The organism is Gardnerella sp. DNF00753, assembly GCF_049244275.1.
GTDB lineage: Bacteria > Actinomycetota > Actinomycetes > Actinomycetales > Bifidobacteriaceae > Bifidobacterium > Bifidobacterium greenwoodii.
Window position 1 is genome coordinate 372,525 of record NZ_CP058393.1, and the last position, 16,358, is coordinate 388,882.

The 16,358-nt window shown below is 45.0% G+C and carries 13 protein-coding genes and 1 tRNA gene; 9 read left to right on the forward strand and 5 right to left on the reverse strand.

Going from position 1 to position 16,358, the window contains the following annotated elements:
- The first annotated feature begins 162 nt into the window (after positions 1–162).
- The 3 genes from HXT33_RS01635 to HXT33_RS01645 all read left to right on the forward strand — a co-directional run bounded on the left by HXT33_RS01635 (position 163) and on the right by HXT33_RS01645 (position 4,125).
- Positions 163–2,805, forward strand: coding sequence for a BspA family leucine-rich repeat surface protein (locus tag HXT33_RS01635; RefSeq protein ID WP_421787289.1), 2,643 nt, complete (start codon positions 163–165; stop codon positions 2,803–2,805).
- A gap of 268 nt (positions 2,806–3,073) precedes the next feature.
- Complete coding sequence (locus tag HXT33_RS01640; RefSeq protein WP_180964331.1) at positions 3,074–3,625, forward strand: Panacea domain-containing protein; 552 nt, start codon at positions 3,074–3,076, stop codon at positions 3,623–3,625.
- Positions 3,625–4,125, forward strand: a complete 501-nt coding sequence (locus HXT33_RS01645; RefSeq protein ID WP_415682755.1) for a GNAT family N-acetyltransferase — start codon at positions 3,625–3,627, stop codon at positions 4,123–4,125. The genes HXT33_RS01640 and HXT33_RS01645 overlap by 1 nt, the downstream gene beginning before the upstream one ends.
- Before the next feature lie 139 nt (positions 4,126–4,264).
- Here the strand turns inward: HXT33_RS01645 and HXT33_RS01650 are convergent.
- A tRNA-Pro gene (locus tag HXT33_RS01650) sits at positions 4,265–4,338 on the reverse strand.
- 497 nt (positions 4,339–4,835) lie between these two features.
- Between HXT33_RS01650 and lysS the strand changes: the two genes are divergently transcribed.
- Complete coding sequence (lysS, locus tag HXT33_RS01655; RefSeq protein ID WP_421787292.1) at positions 4,836–6,533, forward strand: lysine--tRNA ligase; 1,698 nt, start codon at positions 4,836–4,838, stop codon at positions 6,531–6,533.
- Positions 6,534–6,853: 320 nt separating this feature from the next.
- Complete coding sequence (locus HXT33_RS01660; protein WP_004128801.1) at positions 6,854–7,594, forward strand: phosphoglyceromutase; 741 nt, start codon at positions 6,854–6,856, stop codon at positions 7,592–7,594.
- A 444-nt stretch (positions 7,595–8,038) separates the two neighbouring features.
- On the opposite strand, the gene phoU is transcribed toward HXT33_RS01660, so the two are convergent.
- On the reverse strand, positions 8,039–8,719 hold the full coding sequence (phoU, locus tag HXT33_RS01665) for a phosphate signaling complex protein PhoU (RefSeq protein ID WP_421787294.1): 681 nt from the start codon (positions 8,717–8,719) through the stop codon (positions 8,039–8,041).
- A 161-nt stretch (positions 8,720–8,880) separates the two neighbouring features.
- Here phoU and HXT33_RS01670 point away from each other — a divergent pair, with 161 nt between their 5' ends.
- The gene (locus HXT33_RS01670) at positions 8,881–10,164 is read left to right on the forward strand and encodes a sensor histidine kinase (RefSeq protein WP_421787296.1); all 1,284 of its coding nucleotides are present in this window, start codon (positions 8,881–8,883) and stop codon (positions 10,162–10,164) included.
- Between the two features lie 50 nt (positions 10,165–10,214).
- On the opposite strand, the gene HXT33_RS01675 is transcribed toward HXT33_RS01670, so the two are convergent.
- Positions 10,215–10,469, reverse strand: coding sequence for a DUF2530 domain-containing protein (locus tag HXT33_RS01675; protein ID WP_004128796.1), 255 nt, complete (start codon positions 10,467–10,469; stop codon positions 10,215–10,217).
- 293 nt (positions 10,470–10,762) lie between these two features.
- Here HXT33_RS01675 and HXT33_RS01680 point away from each other — a divergent pair, with 293 nt between their 5' ends.
- The 3 genes from HXT33_RS01680 to HXT33_RS01690 all read left to right on the forward strand — a co-directional run bounded on the left by HXT33_RS01680 (position 10,763) and on the right by HXT33_RS01690 (position 14,027).
- Positions 10,763–12,043, forward strand: a complete 1,281-nt coding sequence (locus HXT33_RS01680; RefSeq protein ID WP_421787298.1) for a CHAP domain-containing protein — start codon at positions 10,763–10,765, stop codon at positions 12,041–12,043.
- 130 nt (positions 12,044–12,173) lie between these two features.
- On the forward strand, positions 12,174–12,890 hold the full coding sequence (locus HXT33_RS01685; protein WP_421787300.1) for a C40 family peptidase: 717 nt from the start codon (positions 12,174–12,176) through the stop codon (positions 12,888–12,890).
- A 111-nt stretch (positions 12,891–13,001) separates the two neighbouring features.
- Positions 13,002–14,027, forward strand: a complete 1,026-nt coding sequence (locus HXT33_RS01690; RefSeq protein ID WP_004137025.1) for a universal stress protein — start codon at positions 13,002–13,004, stop codon at positions 14,025–14,027.
- Between the two features lie 405 nt (positions 14,028–14,432).
- On the opposite strand, the gene HXT33_RS01695 is transcribed toward HXT33_RS01690, so the two are convergent.
- Both HXT33_RS01695 and HXT33_RS01700 read right to left on the reverse strand, forming a co-directional pair.
- Positions 14,433–15,734, reverse strand: coding sequence for a glycosyltransferase (locus HXT33_RS01695; protein WP_421787302.1), 1,302 nt, complete (start codon positions 15,732–15,734; stop codon positions 14,433–14,435).
- Between the two features lie 181 nt (positions 15,735–15,915).
- Positions 15,916–16,335: an OsmC family protein gene (locus tag HXT33_RS01700; protein WP_004134491.1), complete on the reverse strand. Its 420-nt coding sequence runs from the start codon at positions 16,333–16,335 to the stop codon at positions 15,916–15,918.
- Between the last annotated feature and the right edge of the window lie 23 nt (positions 16,336–16,358).

The following is a 16,358-nucleotide window of genomic DNA, read 5'->3' on the forward strand; positions in this document are numbered from 1 at the left end:
GCTCGCTTCTGCGCTAGTGTCCGAAAACTAATGAAATGAGACACTGGTGCAGTATGCAATCTGCGCGCGCTAACTTATTTTTGCGCTGCTCTTCCGTTTTTTTTTTTACTGGCTAGCATAGATATTGAGAGTGTGTATTTTGCTGATTGAACAGGAAGATAAATGAGCAATAAGAGCGTGAAGAATAAAAGCGGGATTTATAAAATTGTGGCCATCTGCGCGTCTGTGATTGCGTCAGTAACAATGACGTTGCCAACAATCACAAGCGCAGTCGGTATGATTGGCACATCGCGCACTTCTTCCGCGATTTCCGGCGCGTCTGCTACCAAAGCCTCAAAAAGTGCCGCTCGTTCGGCTGGTGCGGGTTCGGGTAGGGCTTCGGCTTCAAGTACTTCTAGTAGTTCAACTCGGTCTGCTGATGATGCAGATGACAAAGAATGGATTAAACTACCTGGTCGTAATCTTAAGTGGCTTATTATTGCTGGTACGTGGGATACGATACATCTGAAACCTATTGATCCAAAGAAGCCTGTTTATGGTGGGAATACTGGATATGGTACGGGTTCGGGTAAGTTCGATAGTATTTTCGGAACTTCGGATGGAAATTATAGTGGACCTGGCTTTGATGCTCTTAAGGATCAAATAAAGACTATTATCATAGATGAAGATATGACATTAGATTGCGCAGAAAGTATGTTCCAAGGATACGCTGGTCTCCAAAAAGTAGTTGGTTTGGATCATATAAAATTTGCGGATGATATCAAAGACAACTCATTACAATCAATGTTCGCAGAATGCACAAACCTTGAAACTGTTGATGGAATTACGAATTGGGATATGAGCAGCATTACTAATACCAGTTTTATGTTTGCGAATGATAAAAAACTTAAAAACATTGATTTAAGTGGTTGGCAAAACGTTAAGATTAAAAATGCTTGGGCGATGTTCTATGAGTGCAATAGTTTAACTAGTGCCAAGTTGTTTAAAGCAAATTCTGGTACTTTAGCAGATATCAGTCAATTATTCCAAAACGATATTAACCTCACTAGTGTAACAGGTTTAGATAACTGGGATACTAAAAGCGTTAGAGATATGTCTTTAGTGTTTGCAAACAATCAAAGTTTGGAAGCTGTTGCGGGTGTTGAAAAATGGAATACTAGCAGCGTTAAGACTATGTACGGCATGTTTTACAATACTCAAAGTTTGAAAACTATTGCGGGCATTGACAACTGGAACACAAGTAGCGTTATAGATATGTCTGCAATGTTTTTGAGAAGCGGAGTTAAGTCTTTAGATTTAAGTAAGTGGAAGTTCCCACAAGGGTCAGTTAAACATGGAAAGGAAGATCCTTGTTCTGCAACTTCCGACATGTTTAAAAATTCTGGACTAAGAGATCTTACGTTGCCTACGGATGCTAATAATAAAAATACTTCCATTTTTCCTGATGGCATATGGCGTAAATCCAAGGGTAAATCTGCTGTTAAACCTGGGGAAAATATTGATTTGGTAGCTAATGATTATACGTCGAATACTGGCTATATTCGTTGGGTTCGCGATTATATTAAAGTTACGTTTGACAGCAAAGTTGGGAACGCTGAAAATCCTAATAACACAATTACCTGTATTACTGACGCATTGCAAGGTCAAAATCATACGTTAGGTAGGAATTATACGTTAGATAAGAATACAGAGTTTGTGAATTGCATGCATAAATACACTCCTGGTAAAGATCTTCAATTAAGCGGTAACCCTGCTAACAAAGATGCTGATAAAGAAAAACTAGCCTTGCAGGCGGAAGATCTTGGTTTAACTTACACTGCTAAACTTATTCGTGAATCTAAGAATAGTAAGATTGATGCGTTGAAAAATCTTCTTAAAGAAGCTGATAATTCTCGCTATAAATCAGTCATGACTTTTGATGAGATTAAGAAATCTCTTGGCATTGTTGATGGGGACACTGTTAAGTGGCAACAACTCTTAACGCCAATATTTGACGATGTTAATTTTGTAAATAAAAAACGAATTTTCATTAAGAATGCAGGATTTAATGGAAATGTAAAGGTAAACGTAAGTAATGATGTGCTTAAAGGTCGTGCAAATCCTTCGAGTATCCAAGATAAAGATATTAAAGATGCGGTTATACATTCGCTTTTTGACATCACTTTTACGGCTGATGTGAAGCACAAGCCAAAGCCAAAGCCACCTGTTCCACCAACGCCGCCAACGCCGCCAACGCCGGAGCCACAGCCGCAGCCTCAGCCGCAGCCGCAGCCGCAGCCTGGCCCGCAGCCTTCTCCAACCCCGACGCCGAATCCAGATTTGAATATTAATCCGGATTTTACTCCGGATTCGAACCCGGATTCAAATCCGTTTAATCCGCTTGATAATGAGCCTGATAATGCGCCACAGAATCCGCTTCAATCAATTCAAAACGATGATTCAGAAAATAACGCGCTTCGTCGTGGGGTAGCCAAGCGTAATCGCAATAATCTCGCTAATGACGCCAATTCCGGCGCGCAAAAGCAGTTAAATGGCAACGACGGAACTTGCAAATGTGTGTGCCCAACTTCGCCATCTGACGCAAATTCGCGCAATTCCGCCGGCTCGGCAAAAAAGTCGGAAAATAACGCTGCGTCTTATCAAAACGGCAACAAGTATTCGTGGTTGGAAACCGGCGGCTTAGTTGCGGGATTGATTATTTCGTGGCTGATTATGCTGCTTATCGGCTTCGTTTTGGGATATAAGATGAGGAAGAAGCGCGACGAGAAGCAGATTGTCGACGAGAATCAGATTGTTGAAGAGTAGCAGATTGTCGGCGAGAAGCAGATGAGCAGCTCGCTTAGAGTGCGTCTACGCGCGCGATTACTACCAAAATGACTCAGTCGCGAGTAGTTTATGTCGCCTATGCGCGCTCCTGCGTGCTAGCTTTACGTATTTTTCACACGTTGTAAACAGTCTTCCATGTCTTATGACTAATTGCGTTAATGCTTGCAGATTAATCAGTATGCAAAATTTGCATACTGTCTGATACGATAAGAAATGAAGGGTAATAAGAAAAAAGAGGATGATTACAATGACTAGAGCGATAGATGTAGCCAAGTATATACTTGAGCACCGCGAAGCACGTAATCATATGACGACGACTTTCGCGCTGCAAAAGCTTTTATATTATGTTCAAGCATGGATGCTTGTAGCTCAAGATAGACCACTTTTTGATGACCCAATTATAGCTTGGAAGCATGGGCCAGTAGTAAAAGATATTTTTACAACATATTGCAAGGGACGCCGCTATATTTTCCCTAGGGAAATACCTGATGGCGAAAGTAGAAAAGTGTCTCGAGAAGATCGTTCTGTTATTGATCGCGTTCTCAGCTTGTATGACAATAAAGATGATGAGCATTTAGGTGACATGCTTGAGCAGATGAGCCATGAAGAAGAACCATGGTCAAAAGCTAACTTGAACGATACTATTACCACTGATAGTATGCTTGAGTTTTACTCGATGGTTCAAGCAAATGAAATTAAGTCTGCAGCGCCTGTGCCTAATCTTGCAGATGTGTCAAAGCGAACATTTATCAGTAGCGAAGATGCAAAATTCCTCGAGAATCTGATTGCAGGAAAATAATGCCAGTGAAACTGTGGACTCATATAATCAATCTTGACTATTCGATAGATTTAGATTCGTTTCATTGTGACGAACCTGAACTCGACATGTGGGTGCATCGTGACGCGCTTGAACAGCAAGAAGAAAGTAGCTGCGCTGTGCATGTTGCATTAGACGATAATGATACAATAATCGGCATTTTTACTTTATCGTCGTACTATTTACAGCATCGTGTAATACCTCAGCAAACAAAGAATGATACTAACTTATCTGGCAATATCCCATGCGTGCTTTTGGGAAGATTAGCAGTAAATAAGGAATATCAAGGACAAGCACAAGGAAGTTTGCTTGTTAAAGAGGCAATACAAAGAGCGCGCGAGCATTCTGTTAACATTGGTTGCAGGTTTTTGTATACGCAAGCGCTAAATGATGATCTTATAGAATGGTATAAAAAACTTGGTTTTGTATCTTTGCCTAAAAATCCAAGAAATATGCTTTTTGATTTGAAATATCAGAAGTAATTTACTCATAAGTAGAATAGAATTTTTGAATTGAACTATAGACTAAATATTCGCATTCTTTCGGAATATTGGTCATAGGCCCCTATATTTGCCTGCAAATTTCCGGCTAATTTCCGGCAGATGTTTCAAAAATCAAAAGTCGGGCTGGCGGGATTTGAACCCGCGGCCTCTTCGTCCCGAACGAAGCGCGCTACCAAACTGCGCTACAGCCCGATGTCGATTGTGCTGATTAAGAAACAGCTTTGCGATTACTTACGTTGCGCACGTTACGCACTTCGCACGTCTCGCAACACTTCGACAACTTGGTTATACTAGCGTAAACTTTCTACAAATCAGCAATGTGTGTCGCTTCCACGCATCTCTCTCAGTTTTTCGAAAAATTTTATAAAAAATTTTTATAAAAATTCGCTTGTGTCATTTTGCGGCTGCATTCACTCTGCATTCACTCCGCATTCACTCCGCGCGCACTTCGCCCACACCGCAATATTTGCAAAATTATCCTACTTTTCGTAAATAATTTTGTATATCTTAATAAAATAATAAAAATTTTTACTAAAAAAGCATTTTTCTTTCGAAAACAGAAAAATATAAATATTTCTACAAAAACGCTCGTTTTCTGCAAAAATGGTCGCCCGAATCAAGCTAATAGCGCAATAAAACCTACTCAAAACGCTTACATCTGTATTACCTACTGGCTACAATAAGCGTTTATGACTGACACCAATACTGCAATGTCTGCCGCGCAAAATGCCGCAGAATCTGCCGCGCAAAATGCTGCAGAAAACGAAGCAACAGCTACTACCAACGAAATCGACACTGTTGAACATGCCGAAATGTTACTCGCGCAGGACGAGGCAATCGCTAAGCGCGTAAACGAAGGCGCAACTCTGGACGAAGCAATCGACCCAAGCAATAAAGAGTTTGGTCCGCTTGCGCACCCGGAGCAGGTACAGATGCGCGTTGCTAAGCGCGCGATGCTTCTTAAGGAAGGCGTGCAGCCTTACCCGGTGCATCTTAACGTTACTGACACAATTGAAAAAGTTCGTGCTGATTTTGACGGCAAGCTTGAAGCCGGCGAAGAAACCGATACCGAGGTTGGTATTGCAGGACGCGTGCTTTTCTTGCGTAATGCTGGCGGCTTGTGCTTCGTTAAGCTTTCTGCCGGTGACGGCACTACGATTCAGGCCATGGTTTCCAAGAAGGAAATCGGCGAAGAATCCATTAAAAGCTTTAAGCAGATGGTTGATTTGGGCGATCACCTTTACGTGCGTGGTCGCGTGATTTCTTCCAAGACCGGCGAGCTTTCCGTTTTTGCAACAGAGTGGTCGATTGCAGCTAAGGCTTTGCAGCCGCTTCCAGCTTTGCACAAGGAATTAAGCGACGATACTCGTACGCGAAAGCCTTATATTGGCATGATTGCGGACGAGAAGATTCGCGATATGGTTCGCAGGCGTTCTCACGCTGTGGCTTCTCTTCGTCGCACTTTCGACAGTCACGACTTCTTGGAAGTCGAAACCCCAATGTTGCAAACGGTTCACGGCGGCGCTGCTGCTCGTCCGTTCACAACTCACATGAACGCTTTCGACATTGATCTTTATTTGCGTATTGCTCCGGAGCTTTTCTTGAAGCGCTGCTTGGTTGGTGGCATTGACCGCGTGTTTGAAATCAACCGCGATTTTAGAAACGAAGGTGTGGATGCAACTCACGCTCCAGAGTTTACAATGCTCGAGGCTTACCAGGCTTACGGTACTTACGATACGATTGGCGCTCTTACTAAGGAGCTGATTCAGAAGGCTGCTATCGACGCTTTCGGCTCTACCAAGGTGACTTTGCTTAATGGCGAAGAGTACGATTTTGGTGGCGAGTGGAAGCAGATTACAATGTACGGCTCGCTTAGCGAGGCTTTGGGTGAGGAGATTACGCCGGAAACTTCCGTTGAGCATTTGGGTGCGATTGCAGACAAGCTTGGCGTTGAGCGCGACGACGTGGAGAATCACGGCAAGTTGGTTGAGCACTTGTGGGAGCACTTCTACGAGGATAAGCTTTACGAGCCAACGTTTGTGCGCGACTTCCCAGTGGAGACCAGCCCGCTTGTTAAGGGTCACCGCACGAAGCCTGGAATGGTTGAGAAGTGGGATTTGTACGTGCGCGGCTTTGAGCTTGCAACCGGCTACTCCGAGCTTAACGATCCTGTTGTGCAGCGCGAGCGCTTTGTGGCTCAGGCTAAGGATGCTTTGGCTGGCGACGTTGAGGCAATGGATATTGACGAGGACTTCATTGAGGCTCTCGGCGTTGGCATGCCTCCTGCCGGCGGTATGGGCATGGGTATTGATCGCTTGCTGATTGCTCTTACGGGCGCTACTATTCGCGAGACGATTACGTTCCCACTTGTGAAGCCTCTTCGCTAGTTGATAATTTTTAGTAGATAAAGCCGTTGAATGCTATTTAGTGTTCAGCGGCTTTTTGTATGCGATGAGTTTGTTGCGCAGCACTCCAAACGTGGGAGCATTGTCTCGTGTTTGGAGGGTTTGGTGTGGTTATTTGCTCCAAATGTGAGGTAAGTTCCTCGCGTTTGGAGGGTTTGGTGTGGTTATTTGCTCCAAATGTGAGGTAAGTTCCTCGCGTTTGGAGGGTTTGGTGTGGTTATTTGCTCCAAACGTGAGAGCATTGTCTCGCTTTTGGAGCGCTGTGTGACTGTCGTCGTAAGGCGTGAATAAACTAGGCAATTATGACATACAAATTAGTATTGCTCCGACATGGTCAGAGCGCATGGAATAAGACCAATCAGTTCACTGGTTGGGTTGATGTACCGCTGACTGAGCAGGGTGTTGAGGAAGCTAAGCATGGTGGCGAGCTTCTTAAAGAGAAGAACGTTCTTCCAGACATCGTGTTCACTTCTTTGCTTCGTCGCGCTATCAACACCGCGAATTACGCGCTTGATGCAGCCGACCGCTTGTGGATTCCAGTTCGTCGCAGCTGGCGTTTAAACGAGCGCCATTATGGTGCTTTGCAAGGTAAGAACAAGTCTGAGATTCGTCAGGAATATGGCGATGAGAAGTTCATGATTTGGCGTCGTTCTTACGCAACTCCGCCTCCTGAGATTGATCCAAACGACGAGTATTCTCAGACTAACGATCCTCGTTACGCAGGCGATCCAGTTCCAGAAACTGAAGCTTTGGCAAATGTTGTGACTCGCGTAACGCCTTACTGGGAGTCCGATATTATTCCAGAGCTTAAGTCTGGCAAGACCGTGATGATTGCAGCTCATGGCAACAGCTTGCGCGCAATCGTAAAGATGCTTGACGGTTTGAGTGAGGAAGAGATTTCCAAGGTGAATATTCCTACCGCTATTCCGCTGCTTTACGAGTTGGATGAGAACTTCAAGCCAATCAAGCCTCGCGGTGAGTATTTGGATCCAGAAGCTGCTGCTGCCGGCGCTGCCGCTGTTGCAGCTCAAGGCCAGAAGTGAGCTTAAGTCGAGCTTATTTAAGGCTTATTTAAGGCTTAGCTAATACTTAGCGAAAAATTAAAAAGAAAATTTAAGAAAATATTATAAAAGTACTTGCGTAATATTAACTAGCATCGTATACTTATAAATATCTTCTTTCTAATTTCTCTATCGGGTGAATTTGTTGCGTATTGCAAATTCACCCGTTTCTTTTTATTTGCGATTGAACGTATCTGCGATATTTCAAGAATTCTTATACCCCCCCCCTAATGAGTATTGAATGAATAATAATTTAGTTTTTAGATGTGGGGGATTGGGAGCGCTACTAAATATAGTGGTATAGCATTGTATAAATATTAATCTTGAATAACAAATATGCACTGTTTATGTGCCGCTTATACGCTGCTTAATATATGTCACTCAACGAACTAAAATCAACGCGCGCTCAGCTCACCAAAATCAGCGCTACGCAATCACAGTGTCTTTATCTGGCTCAGGCTTCTTTGTTGGATCAAATCCCGAAACAATAAACACAATCTGCCTTGCAACAGCAACGCTGTGGTCGCCAATGCGCTCAATAAAGCGGCTCAGCAGCACAATGTCAATCAGCTGCCTGCGCGTGCCGTGCCAATTTTCACCTTCAACAAGCGCAAAAATCTCCTCATGCAGCTTGTCTAGCGCGTCATCTCCAGCAATAATGGTTTCCGCTATTTTTATGTCGCGATTAGCAACCATGGTAGTTAATTGCCCTGAAAGCTCGTGAAGGAAGTCAATCATCGCAACAATTGTTTCGCGCGCTTCTTGCACAATAGCGGACTCTGGCCAAGTTCGCCTAGTGATTTGCGCAATATGACTAGTTAAATCGCCCATACGTTCGAAAGTTGCCGCCAAACGCATAGTGGCAACAACTTCGCGCAAGTCCGTTGCAACCGGGTTTTGGCGCGCGAGAAGAGTTAAGCACTGATCAATAGTGCTGGCTTCCAAAGCATCCAAATCTGCGTCTTTGTCAATAACGGTTTGCGCAGATTCCAAATCCGCGTTCACAAGTGCGTTTCCCGCGTCGTTCATAGCTTTCGACACAAGTTCCGCCATGCGATCGAGGTTTGCAGATACGGCCTTCATTTCTTCGTTGAAAATCACTCGCATGGTGCATCCTTTCATTGTTGCAATAAGCTTTATGTGCGCACCCTTTCTAATTATAGACGACGCTAGTAACGAAGCGGCCGAAACTGCTCAGCTGCGAGTAGTCTATGCCGCTTTTTATTTGCAGAGTTACCAAAGTGAGCAAAATATGAGATTATAATAGTATGCCTGATTCTTCAGCCGTAGTATTTATTGCGTTTGGCGTGCTCTCGCTTTGCGTTGTGCTTGCGTTATGCGTTTTTGCGTCGGATTGGTTTTCGCCGTTGTGGCGTTTTTTGCTGCGCGCGTTTAAAAGAGTTAATATTTCATGCGGCTTAACTTCTAATCATGCTTACGATTCTTACAATTCTTACGATTCAGATCTCAACTCAGGCCGCGAATCCGAAAATCTTGCCGATTTAGACGACCTAAGTTCGGATGCGTCTCAAGTTTTGGCAATGCTCGACATGCCGATTGTTGTAATCGACTCCGAAAATGACGTAATTCGTGCAAGCTCCGAAGCTTATTTGCTGGGCGTTGTTATTGACGATTCGCTGTGTCAGCCGCGCGTTCTTCAAGCTGTTAATTCCGTTCGCAATTCCGGGGGATTTGAGCGTCTTTCTTTGGTGACTTCAACTCCAGAGCGTTATAAAATTGCGGATGATTCCGAAGAATCGACTACGATTTCGCGCCCAAATTGGCTGAATATTACAGCAGGTAGCGTTGGTGGCGGTATGGTTGTGCTGATTATTGAGGACACGAGTGCGGCTCACCGTTTTGCGCAAACTCGAGACGACTTTATTGCAAACGTTTCTGATCAGCTAATAAATTCCACGCGCAGCTTAACTCAGCTTACTAAAGTTTTGCAGGAAGCTAACGTTTCTACGCAAAAAGTTAAGGAAATAGCGAAAATCGCAAATAAATCTTCCACAAAACTTGAGCATATGCTTGAAGATTTACTGTGGCTTGTTCGTGCGCAAAATCCTATTGACGTAAATGCGTCTAAATTGTTGTCGGTTACAGATTTGCTTGAGTCGGTTAAAAATCGGACTGACTCTTTTGCTCAAAATTGCGGCGTTTTGCTTAAGATAAAAGCTGATTCTTCTTTACGCGTGCGTGGTGACGGTGATCAGATTAAAGCCGCGATTCGTAAGTTAATTGAAAACGCTATTACGTATTCGCCTCAAAATGCGACCGTTTCAATATCTGCCGCGTCTTCTTCGGACGGTCGTTACGCTGTAATTCGCGTGGTTGACAGGGGTGTTGGTATTGATTTAGAAGATCAGTCGCGCATTTTTGAGCGTTTTTACCGCGCGCACAATCAGAATAATAAAAGTCAGGATGGTGTTGGCTTGGGTCTTGCAATTGCTAAGCATGTGGCACTTACGCATCACGGAAGTATTACATTGTGGAGCAGGCCAGGTCAGGGGACTACAGTTAGTTTTGCTGTGCCGATTGCGAATAATTAAGTTTCGTAAATAATTAAGTTCCGCGAATAATTAAGTTTCGCGAATATAAGTTATTTTCCGAGCCGGCGATAATCCCAGCGGTCAAAGTGCTCCCAAATTAAAAGCAGAACGCCAATAATCATGCCGCTTGCGCAAACTAGCGCGGGAAACCAAGTAGTAATATGCAAAAACGCAATAATAACCGTAACTACTGTTGCAATAAGCCAAGCTATTGTACCTATCGAAAAAACCTTACGCAAATCTACGCGCAGTGGCTTTGGTGTAGACTTTCGTGCATCTGGATTAACTATAGGTGCTAATTTCATACTCTAACCATACAACTGAGTCGAGTCTAAAAATTACGCACGAGATCATGCAGGGCGATTATGCACGTTATTTCGCACGTTATTATGCACGTTATTGCGCACTCGATTTCGTATGTTATTGCGCACGTTATTGCGCACAGGATTACGCAGCGCGATTCCAATAAGTGTTTCCTACATCCGCGCCACGTTGTAACCTTAAATAGATGTGTCTGTGGAAGGCGTGCGTTGGGTGTCGCTAAATCCACAATGTTCACAGCATTTACAAGCAAAGTTTACGTAAGAAAGTGATTCGTATGAAGCGTGCTGCACATGGTGCTCCGAAGGCAAAAGGGCGTAGTTATTCGCCGCTTTCGCTTTTTGTAGCACAGCATGGTGAGCATGGTGCTCACGGTTCGCACAGTGAGCGTACTTCTCACGTTTTGAATACTTCTTCGCATAGCTCTCGCACTTCGCGCGTGGATCACGGCCTTCATGGCGCGCGTTCTTACCAAACTAATCGCAATAGTGAGCGTTTAACTGCACTTTCAGCAAGCAATGGTGCTGTTGTTGAGGTTTCGGATGCTGTTGCCGAGCGTTTGCAAGAGATTATGCCGCAAAGCCGTCGCGAAATCAGGTTGTCTAGGCTTGCTAATGAGCGTCGTCGTCGCCTGCTTGTTTCAACTTCTATGATTGCTATGATTGGCGCTGTTGCGGCAACAATGTCGCTTACAAAAATTAATACTTTTGATTCTCGCGCAGCAGAGCTTGAGTCTGGCATAACTAGCGTTGACGATTCTTCGGCTTTGAATGTATCTCGCTCTAGCCAGCGCACTTCGCTTGATTCGCCAGATTCTATGGATGCAATCAATAACGCTGTTGATTCTATTGAAAACGCTAGTGGCTCAGACTCCGGCGATGCTTCACATGCAGCTCATGCCGCTCATGCTGCACACGCTGCACGCGCTGATTATGATGCAAATACTAATAATTCCGGTGCTTATGCTTCTTCGGGAATTTCCGGCCTTTTGGGTATTTCGACTGCAAGAAGCGCTGCAAGTTCGCGTCCTGGAACCGCTTCTGTAACGTCTTCTAAGTCGGATTCTTGGAATCTGGGTGCAGATTCTGGCTTTAATATTGCGGAAATGTCGCGTTCTGCTGCAGATAATCCTAAAGTCGCTTTGCTTATGGATAAAGACTTTGACGTATTGCCAAAGGGCTTTAATCCAAATCATGCAACTGGTGATACCGGTAACGCGTATGAGTTCAGCCAGTGCACTTGGTGGGTGTATGTGCGTAGGTCTCAGCTTGGTTTGCCTGTTGGTTCGCATTTTGGCAACGGAAACATGTGGGCTGATTCTGCGCGCGGACTCGGATATTGGGTTGATCGCACTCCTCGTCACGTTGGAGATATTATGGTTTTCCGCGCTGGTCAGGCTGGTTCGGATCCGTTCTACGGACATGTTGCAATTGTTGAGAAGATTAATCCAGACGGTTCGATTGAAACTTCGGAATCTGGCGCTTCTTTGCACGGAAAAACATTCTCTCGTAAGTTTGATGCAAAGCAGCTTTCTCAGTATCAATTCATTCACTACTAAAGTATTACTAAGCTGTTGATTAGCTTATTATCTATCTTTATTATCTATCTTTATTACCAATCGCTTATCAAAAGCGCGAAATTGTGCGCCAAACGCGCATGTAATAGCATAGTGTTAAACTTCTAAAAGTATGTTAAATCACAGTAAGATTTTTTCAGTTATTGCATCAGCAGTCACTGCGGCTTCAATGCTTGCTGTTATGGCTCCAATTGCCATGGCAGATTCTTCGCATGCGTCAGAGCAGGCGGCTGTTACTTCAACGCGCTCATTCCCAAAGATGTCGAGTGTGCGTCGAGATCTTTTGACTGAATCTACCTCTACTGATGTAGATTCCAACTCCCATTGGGGTGGAATTGAAAGCTTAAACGTTCCTCAAACTAAAACTCCTAGCGAACTTGCTGCTGCTGCCGCGCGAAACGCTTATGAAGCTGCAGCAAGCCGTTCTGAGTACCGTGGTGGCGTTCAGCCTGTTCAGCAGGCTAATATTGTGCCGCCAAACGGTAAGTCTGTTGAGGCTTTGCTTAATTTCGCTACGCAATTCTTAGGTAAGGTTCCGTATCGCAGTGGCGGTACAACTCCTGCTGGCTGGGATTGCTCCGGCTTCGTGCAGTACGTTTTTGCGGCTGTTGGTGTTTCTTTGCCTCGTACTTCTGGCGCGCAGGCAACTGTTGGAACTCCAATCCCAAGCCTTGATCAAGCACAGCCGGGCGATATTATTGCCAACGGTCAGCATGCTTCTATTTATGTTGGTAACGGCATGGTAATTAATTCCCAGCTTGCCGGCACTAAGTACGATCCAATCCGCTACGTTTTCACTGGTGGATATTCTATTCGTCGCGTCTTGTAGTTATATATCGCAAAACTTGCGAGCAATCAATCTAAAATTACGCTACAATAGTAAATACGTTTGCGCACAAGTGACGCTGCTGCCACAAGTGCCCGTATGAGGAGGTTGGCGATGATTCCCGAAAAAGCTGTTTTAGTTGGAGTTGATGGCTCTCACGCGAGTTATAAGGCAGTTTGGTGGGCTGCAAATTACGCAAAACATGCAGGCTTACAGTTGCAAATTGTTTGCGCGTATTCTTTGCCGAGTTATGCGGCGGTTTCGTTTGATGCTACTTATACTGCGATTGGTGACGATAACGCGGCTCATCACGATGCGCAAGAAATTCTTTCAAAAGCTAAGGCTGTGGCGCTTGAGCAGGGCGTTGACGCAACTACTCTGATTGTTACAGGCGACCCTTCGTCGGTTTTCGTGGAGCTTTCGCGCAATTATCAGCTTATTGTGATCGGTAACCGTGGTAAAGGCGGCTTGGCGGAGCGTTTGCTTGGAACAACTAGCTCTTCGTTGCCGGCATACGCGTATTGCCCAATCGTGGTTGTGCCTTACACAGACGACGATGGTCAGCGAATACACTTAAATAACACGATTTCGCGCGTGGCTGTGGGTTCGGACGAATCTAAGTGGGGTCTTAAAGCGTTGGAAATTGCTGCTAATTTGGCAGATAGCTGGAATGCGGAGCTGGATGTTATTTCCGCAGTTCCAAGCGTGCAGGGCGCTGAGGGAGACACTGCAGTTATGGGATCTTATATGGAAGATCTTGAGGAGCGCGTGAAGCCGATTTTGCAACGTTTGCCGGATTTGAAGATTCACCGAACTGTTGTGCCTGGCTCTGCTGTTGATGCGCTGACTCAGGCTAGCTTGAATCATGATCTTGTGGTTGTTGGCTCGCGAGGCCGCGGCGGTTTTACTGGTCTTTTGCTTGGTTCGATTAGTCAGGGCTTGCTGCAGCATTCTTCGAGGCCTGTGTACGTTGTTCCAAGAAAGTATGTGGAATTTAGTGCGGCTCAGGTTGCGGCTGCTCAAAAGCAAAGCGAGAATGCGTCTATTGACGATATTTCTGGCGTGCATGAAGTTGATGTTCCAAAGGCTGGGGCAGAAGCGGCCAAGGAGATTGAGCAGACAATCGATCCTCTGCGTTAATGCTTAACCCGCGGGAGATAACGGTTTATTTGTGTCGTATTGCTCCAAACGTGCGCAACTTGTACCGCGTTTGGAGCGTTATTGCCTTCGTATCGCTCCAAACGTGAGAGAATCATCTCGCATTTGGAGGGTTTTGGGTTGTGAATCGCTCCAAACGTGGGTAATTTATCTCGCATTTGGAGGGTTTTGGGTTGTGTATAGCTCCAAATGCGGGGTACTTGTCTCGTGTTTGGAGGGTTTGACGTGGTTTTGCGCTCCAAACGTGAGAGAATCATCTCGCATTTGGAGGGTTTTGGGTTGTGTATCGCTCCAAACGTGGGTAATTTATCTCGCATTTGGAGGGTTTTGGGTTGTGTATCGCTCCAAACGTGAGGTATTTATCTCGTGTTTGGAGCGTGTGAGCGTCTAGTCTTGCGTCTCTTGCGACTCTTTAGACTCCGCCTCAGTATCCTCGCGCTTTTTTAGCATAAAACGCGCACGCCTTGCATCTCGCTTCGCCTTCTTTTCGGCGAGATCTTTCTTATTCATCTCAATTGCGCGCTCATAAATTTTAAGCAACTCAAGCGCTTGACTCTTAAAATCGTTATTCTTCGAATACTCAAGCACATTCGACTTAAGCTGAGCCTGCTCAGCCTCGCTCATATTCAAAACCTTGCTAAAAACCGCCTTAAAATCTTCGCGAGTATCCCACTGATACCCGTTTTGGCCGCTAATAATCTGGTTTTCGTTCGGCACATCGTGCTTCACAAGCGCAAACAGTCCGGAAGCCATTGCTTCGAGCATAGAAAGCGAGTGCATTTCGGAAAGCGAGGCGGTTGTGTAGTAGTCCATCGCGTGCAAATACTTAGGAATTTCCGTGTGTGAAATAGGTCCGAGCAGGCAGATTCTATCGTCAAAACCGTTAGAAGCTACGCGCTCGCGCAACGATTCTAAATCTGGGCCGCCGCCAATCACAAATAATCGTGCTTTTTCGCGAGGAAAATCGCAATACATAAAGTTGTCAATAAGCTCAGAAATATTTTTCTCTGCACCAATTCTTCCTACGAAAACGAAAAGCTTAGTCGAATCCGAAACGCCGTATTTTTCGCGGAAAGATTTACGGAAGGCAAGTCGTTCAGGCGTTGGCAAAAACTTCTTGTATTCCACGGCATTGTTGAGCACAACAACTTTTTTATCTACCTTCTGACGGTCAATATAAGCCTGTGCTTTAGCCGACATACTCGTAATAATTGTGGCATTTTTCGAGAATCGCATAAAATATTTCGCCGAAAGGTTGCGCGAAAACTCAGTAAAATGCTTCAAACCAATGTAAAACAGGAATTTATCGTATTCTGTGTGAAGAGTGTAAATAACAGGAATATGCTCTTTTTTCGCAACTTCCAAGCCGATTTCGCCAATTCCGAATTCGTTTTGAATATGAATAACATCCGGCTTGAATTTAAGCGGCAGCTGCTTTCGCATGTGGCCAATCGGAAGCGCCACGCGATACTTGTAAAGCTTTTTAAGTAAGATTCCAGGCACATAGACGACGCCGTCTTCAAGCTTGGTTTTGCGCTGTTTTTCGGAGCCTACCGTGACCACAAGCACCTCGTGACCAAGCTCTTCATACATTTTTTTGAGCATGTAGGACTGTGTTGCTACGCCATTTATGTACGGTGGATACGTTTCGGTAAAAATAGCGATTTTCAAAGTTTCCTCCGGTTGCATACATGCATGCGTAGCGTCAATATTGCGCAAGTATCTTGTGTACTCAATTCGTGTACTCAATTGGTGTATTCAATTGTGCCACATGTGGTGAATTTTAGGGTGATTTTGGGGTGATTTTTCGCCTTTTCAGCGAGATTTTAGTGCAACTTTAGCGAGATTTTCGTACGATTTTTGGCTTATTCTAGCGGCGAACCGTAACGTTTACGCTTACTTTCGCCCCATTTTCGAGCGTATGCTTAACCGTGCAACCCCTGGAAATATGACGTTCCATGCGCTCTTTAAGCGCGGCCGCATCTTCCTCGCTTAGCGCAGGTTTTGAAGAAGTCGCGTCTAGCGTAACGTCTTCTTGAAAACGCAAGTACGTGCCTTCTTCCGCGTCATACGTGCCATTTACCACAACGCGCGCGCCAGCACCCTCGCCAACCGCCTGCTCAGCCGCGTACTGGCTGCTAAGCGCGGTGCAGCCGGCTAAAGCAATCTGCATCAGCTCAACTGGATTGAACATTCCTTCGCCGCGGCCAAACTTAAGGCTTGCACCGTCGTCGCTGTGTGCTTCCCAAGTGCCGTCTTCTGTGCGCTCAACCCATAATCTTCTAGACATTTTTGCTCCTTTGCTACTGTTTG

Excerpts from the sequence above, each read along its gene's own strand:
- HXT33_RS01635 (WP_421787289.1), top strand. The coding sequence starts at position 163 with ATGAGCAATAAGAGCGTGAAGAATAAAAGCGGGATTTATAAAATTGTG.
- HXT33_RS01640 (WP_180964331.1), top strand. The coding sequence starts at position 3,074 with ATGACTAGAGCGATAGATGTAGCCAAGTATATACTTGAGCACCGCGAA.
- HXT33_RS01645 (WP_415682755.1), top strand. The coding sequence starts at position 3,625 with ATGCCAGTGAAACTGTGGACTCATATAATCAATCTTGACTATTCGATA.
- lysS (WP_421787292.1), top strand. The coding sequence starts at position 4,836 with ATGACTGACACCAATACTGCAATGTCTGCCGCGCAAAATGCCGCAGAA.
- HXT33_RS01660 (WP_004128801.1), top strand. The coding sequence starts at position 6,854 with ATGACATACAAATTAGTATTGCTCCGACATGGTCAGAGCGCATGGAAT.
- phoU (WP_421787294.1), bottom strand. The coding sequence starts at position 8,719 with ATGCGAGTGATTTTCAACGAAGAAATGAAGGCCGTATCTGCAAACCTC.
- HXT33_RS01670 (WP_421787296.1), top strand. The coding sequence starts at position 8,881 with ATGCCTGATTCTTCAGCCGTAGTATTTATTGCGTTTGGCGTGCTCTCG.
- HXT33_RS01675 (WP_004128796.1), bottom strand. The coding sequence starts at position 10,469 with ATGAAATTAGCACCTATAGTTAATCCAGATGCACGAAAGTCTACACCA.
- HXT33_RS01680 (WP_421787298.1), top strand. The coding sequence starts at position 10,763 with ATGAAGCGTGCTGCACATGGTGCTCCGAAGGCAAAAGGGCGTAGTTAT.
- HXT33_RS01685 (WP_421787300.1), top strand. The coding sequence starts at position 12,174 with ATGTTAAATCACAGTAAGATTTTTTCAGTTATTGCATCAGCAGTCACT.
- HXT33_RS01690 (WP_004137025.1), top strand. The coding sequence starts at position 13,002 with ATGATTCCCGAAAAAGCTGTTTTAGTTGGAGTTGATGGCTCTCACGCG.
- HXT33_RS01695 (WP_421787302.1), bottom strand. The coding sequence starts at position 15,734 with ATGCAACCGGAGGAAACTTTGAAAATCGCTATTTTTACCGAAACGTAT.
- HXT33_RS01700 (WP_004134491.1), bottom strand. The coding sequence starts at position 16,335 with ATGTCTAGAAGATTATGGGTTGAGCGCACAGAAGACGGCACTTGGGAA.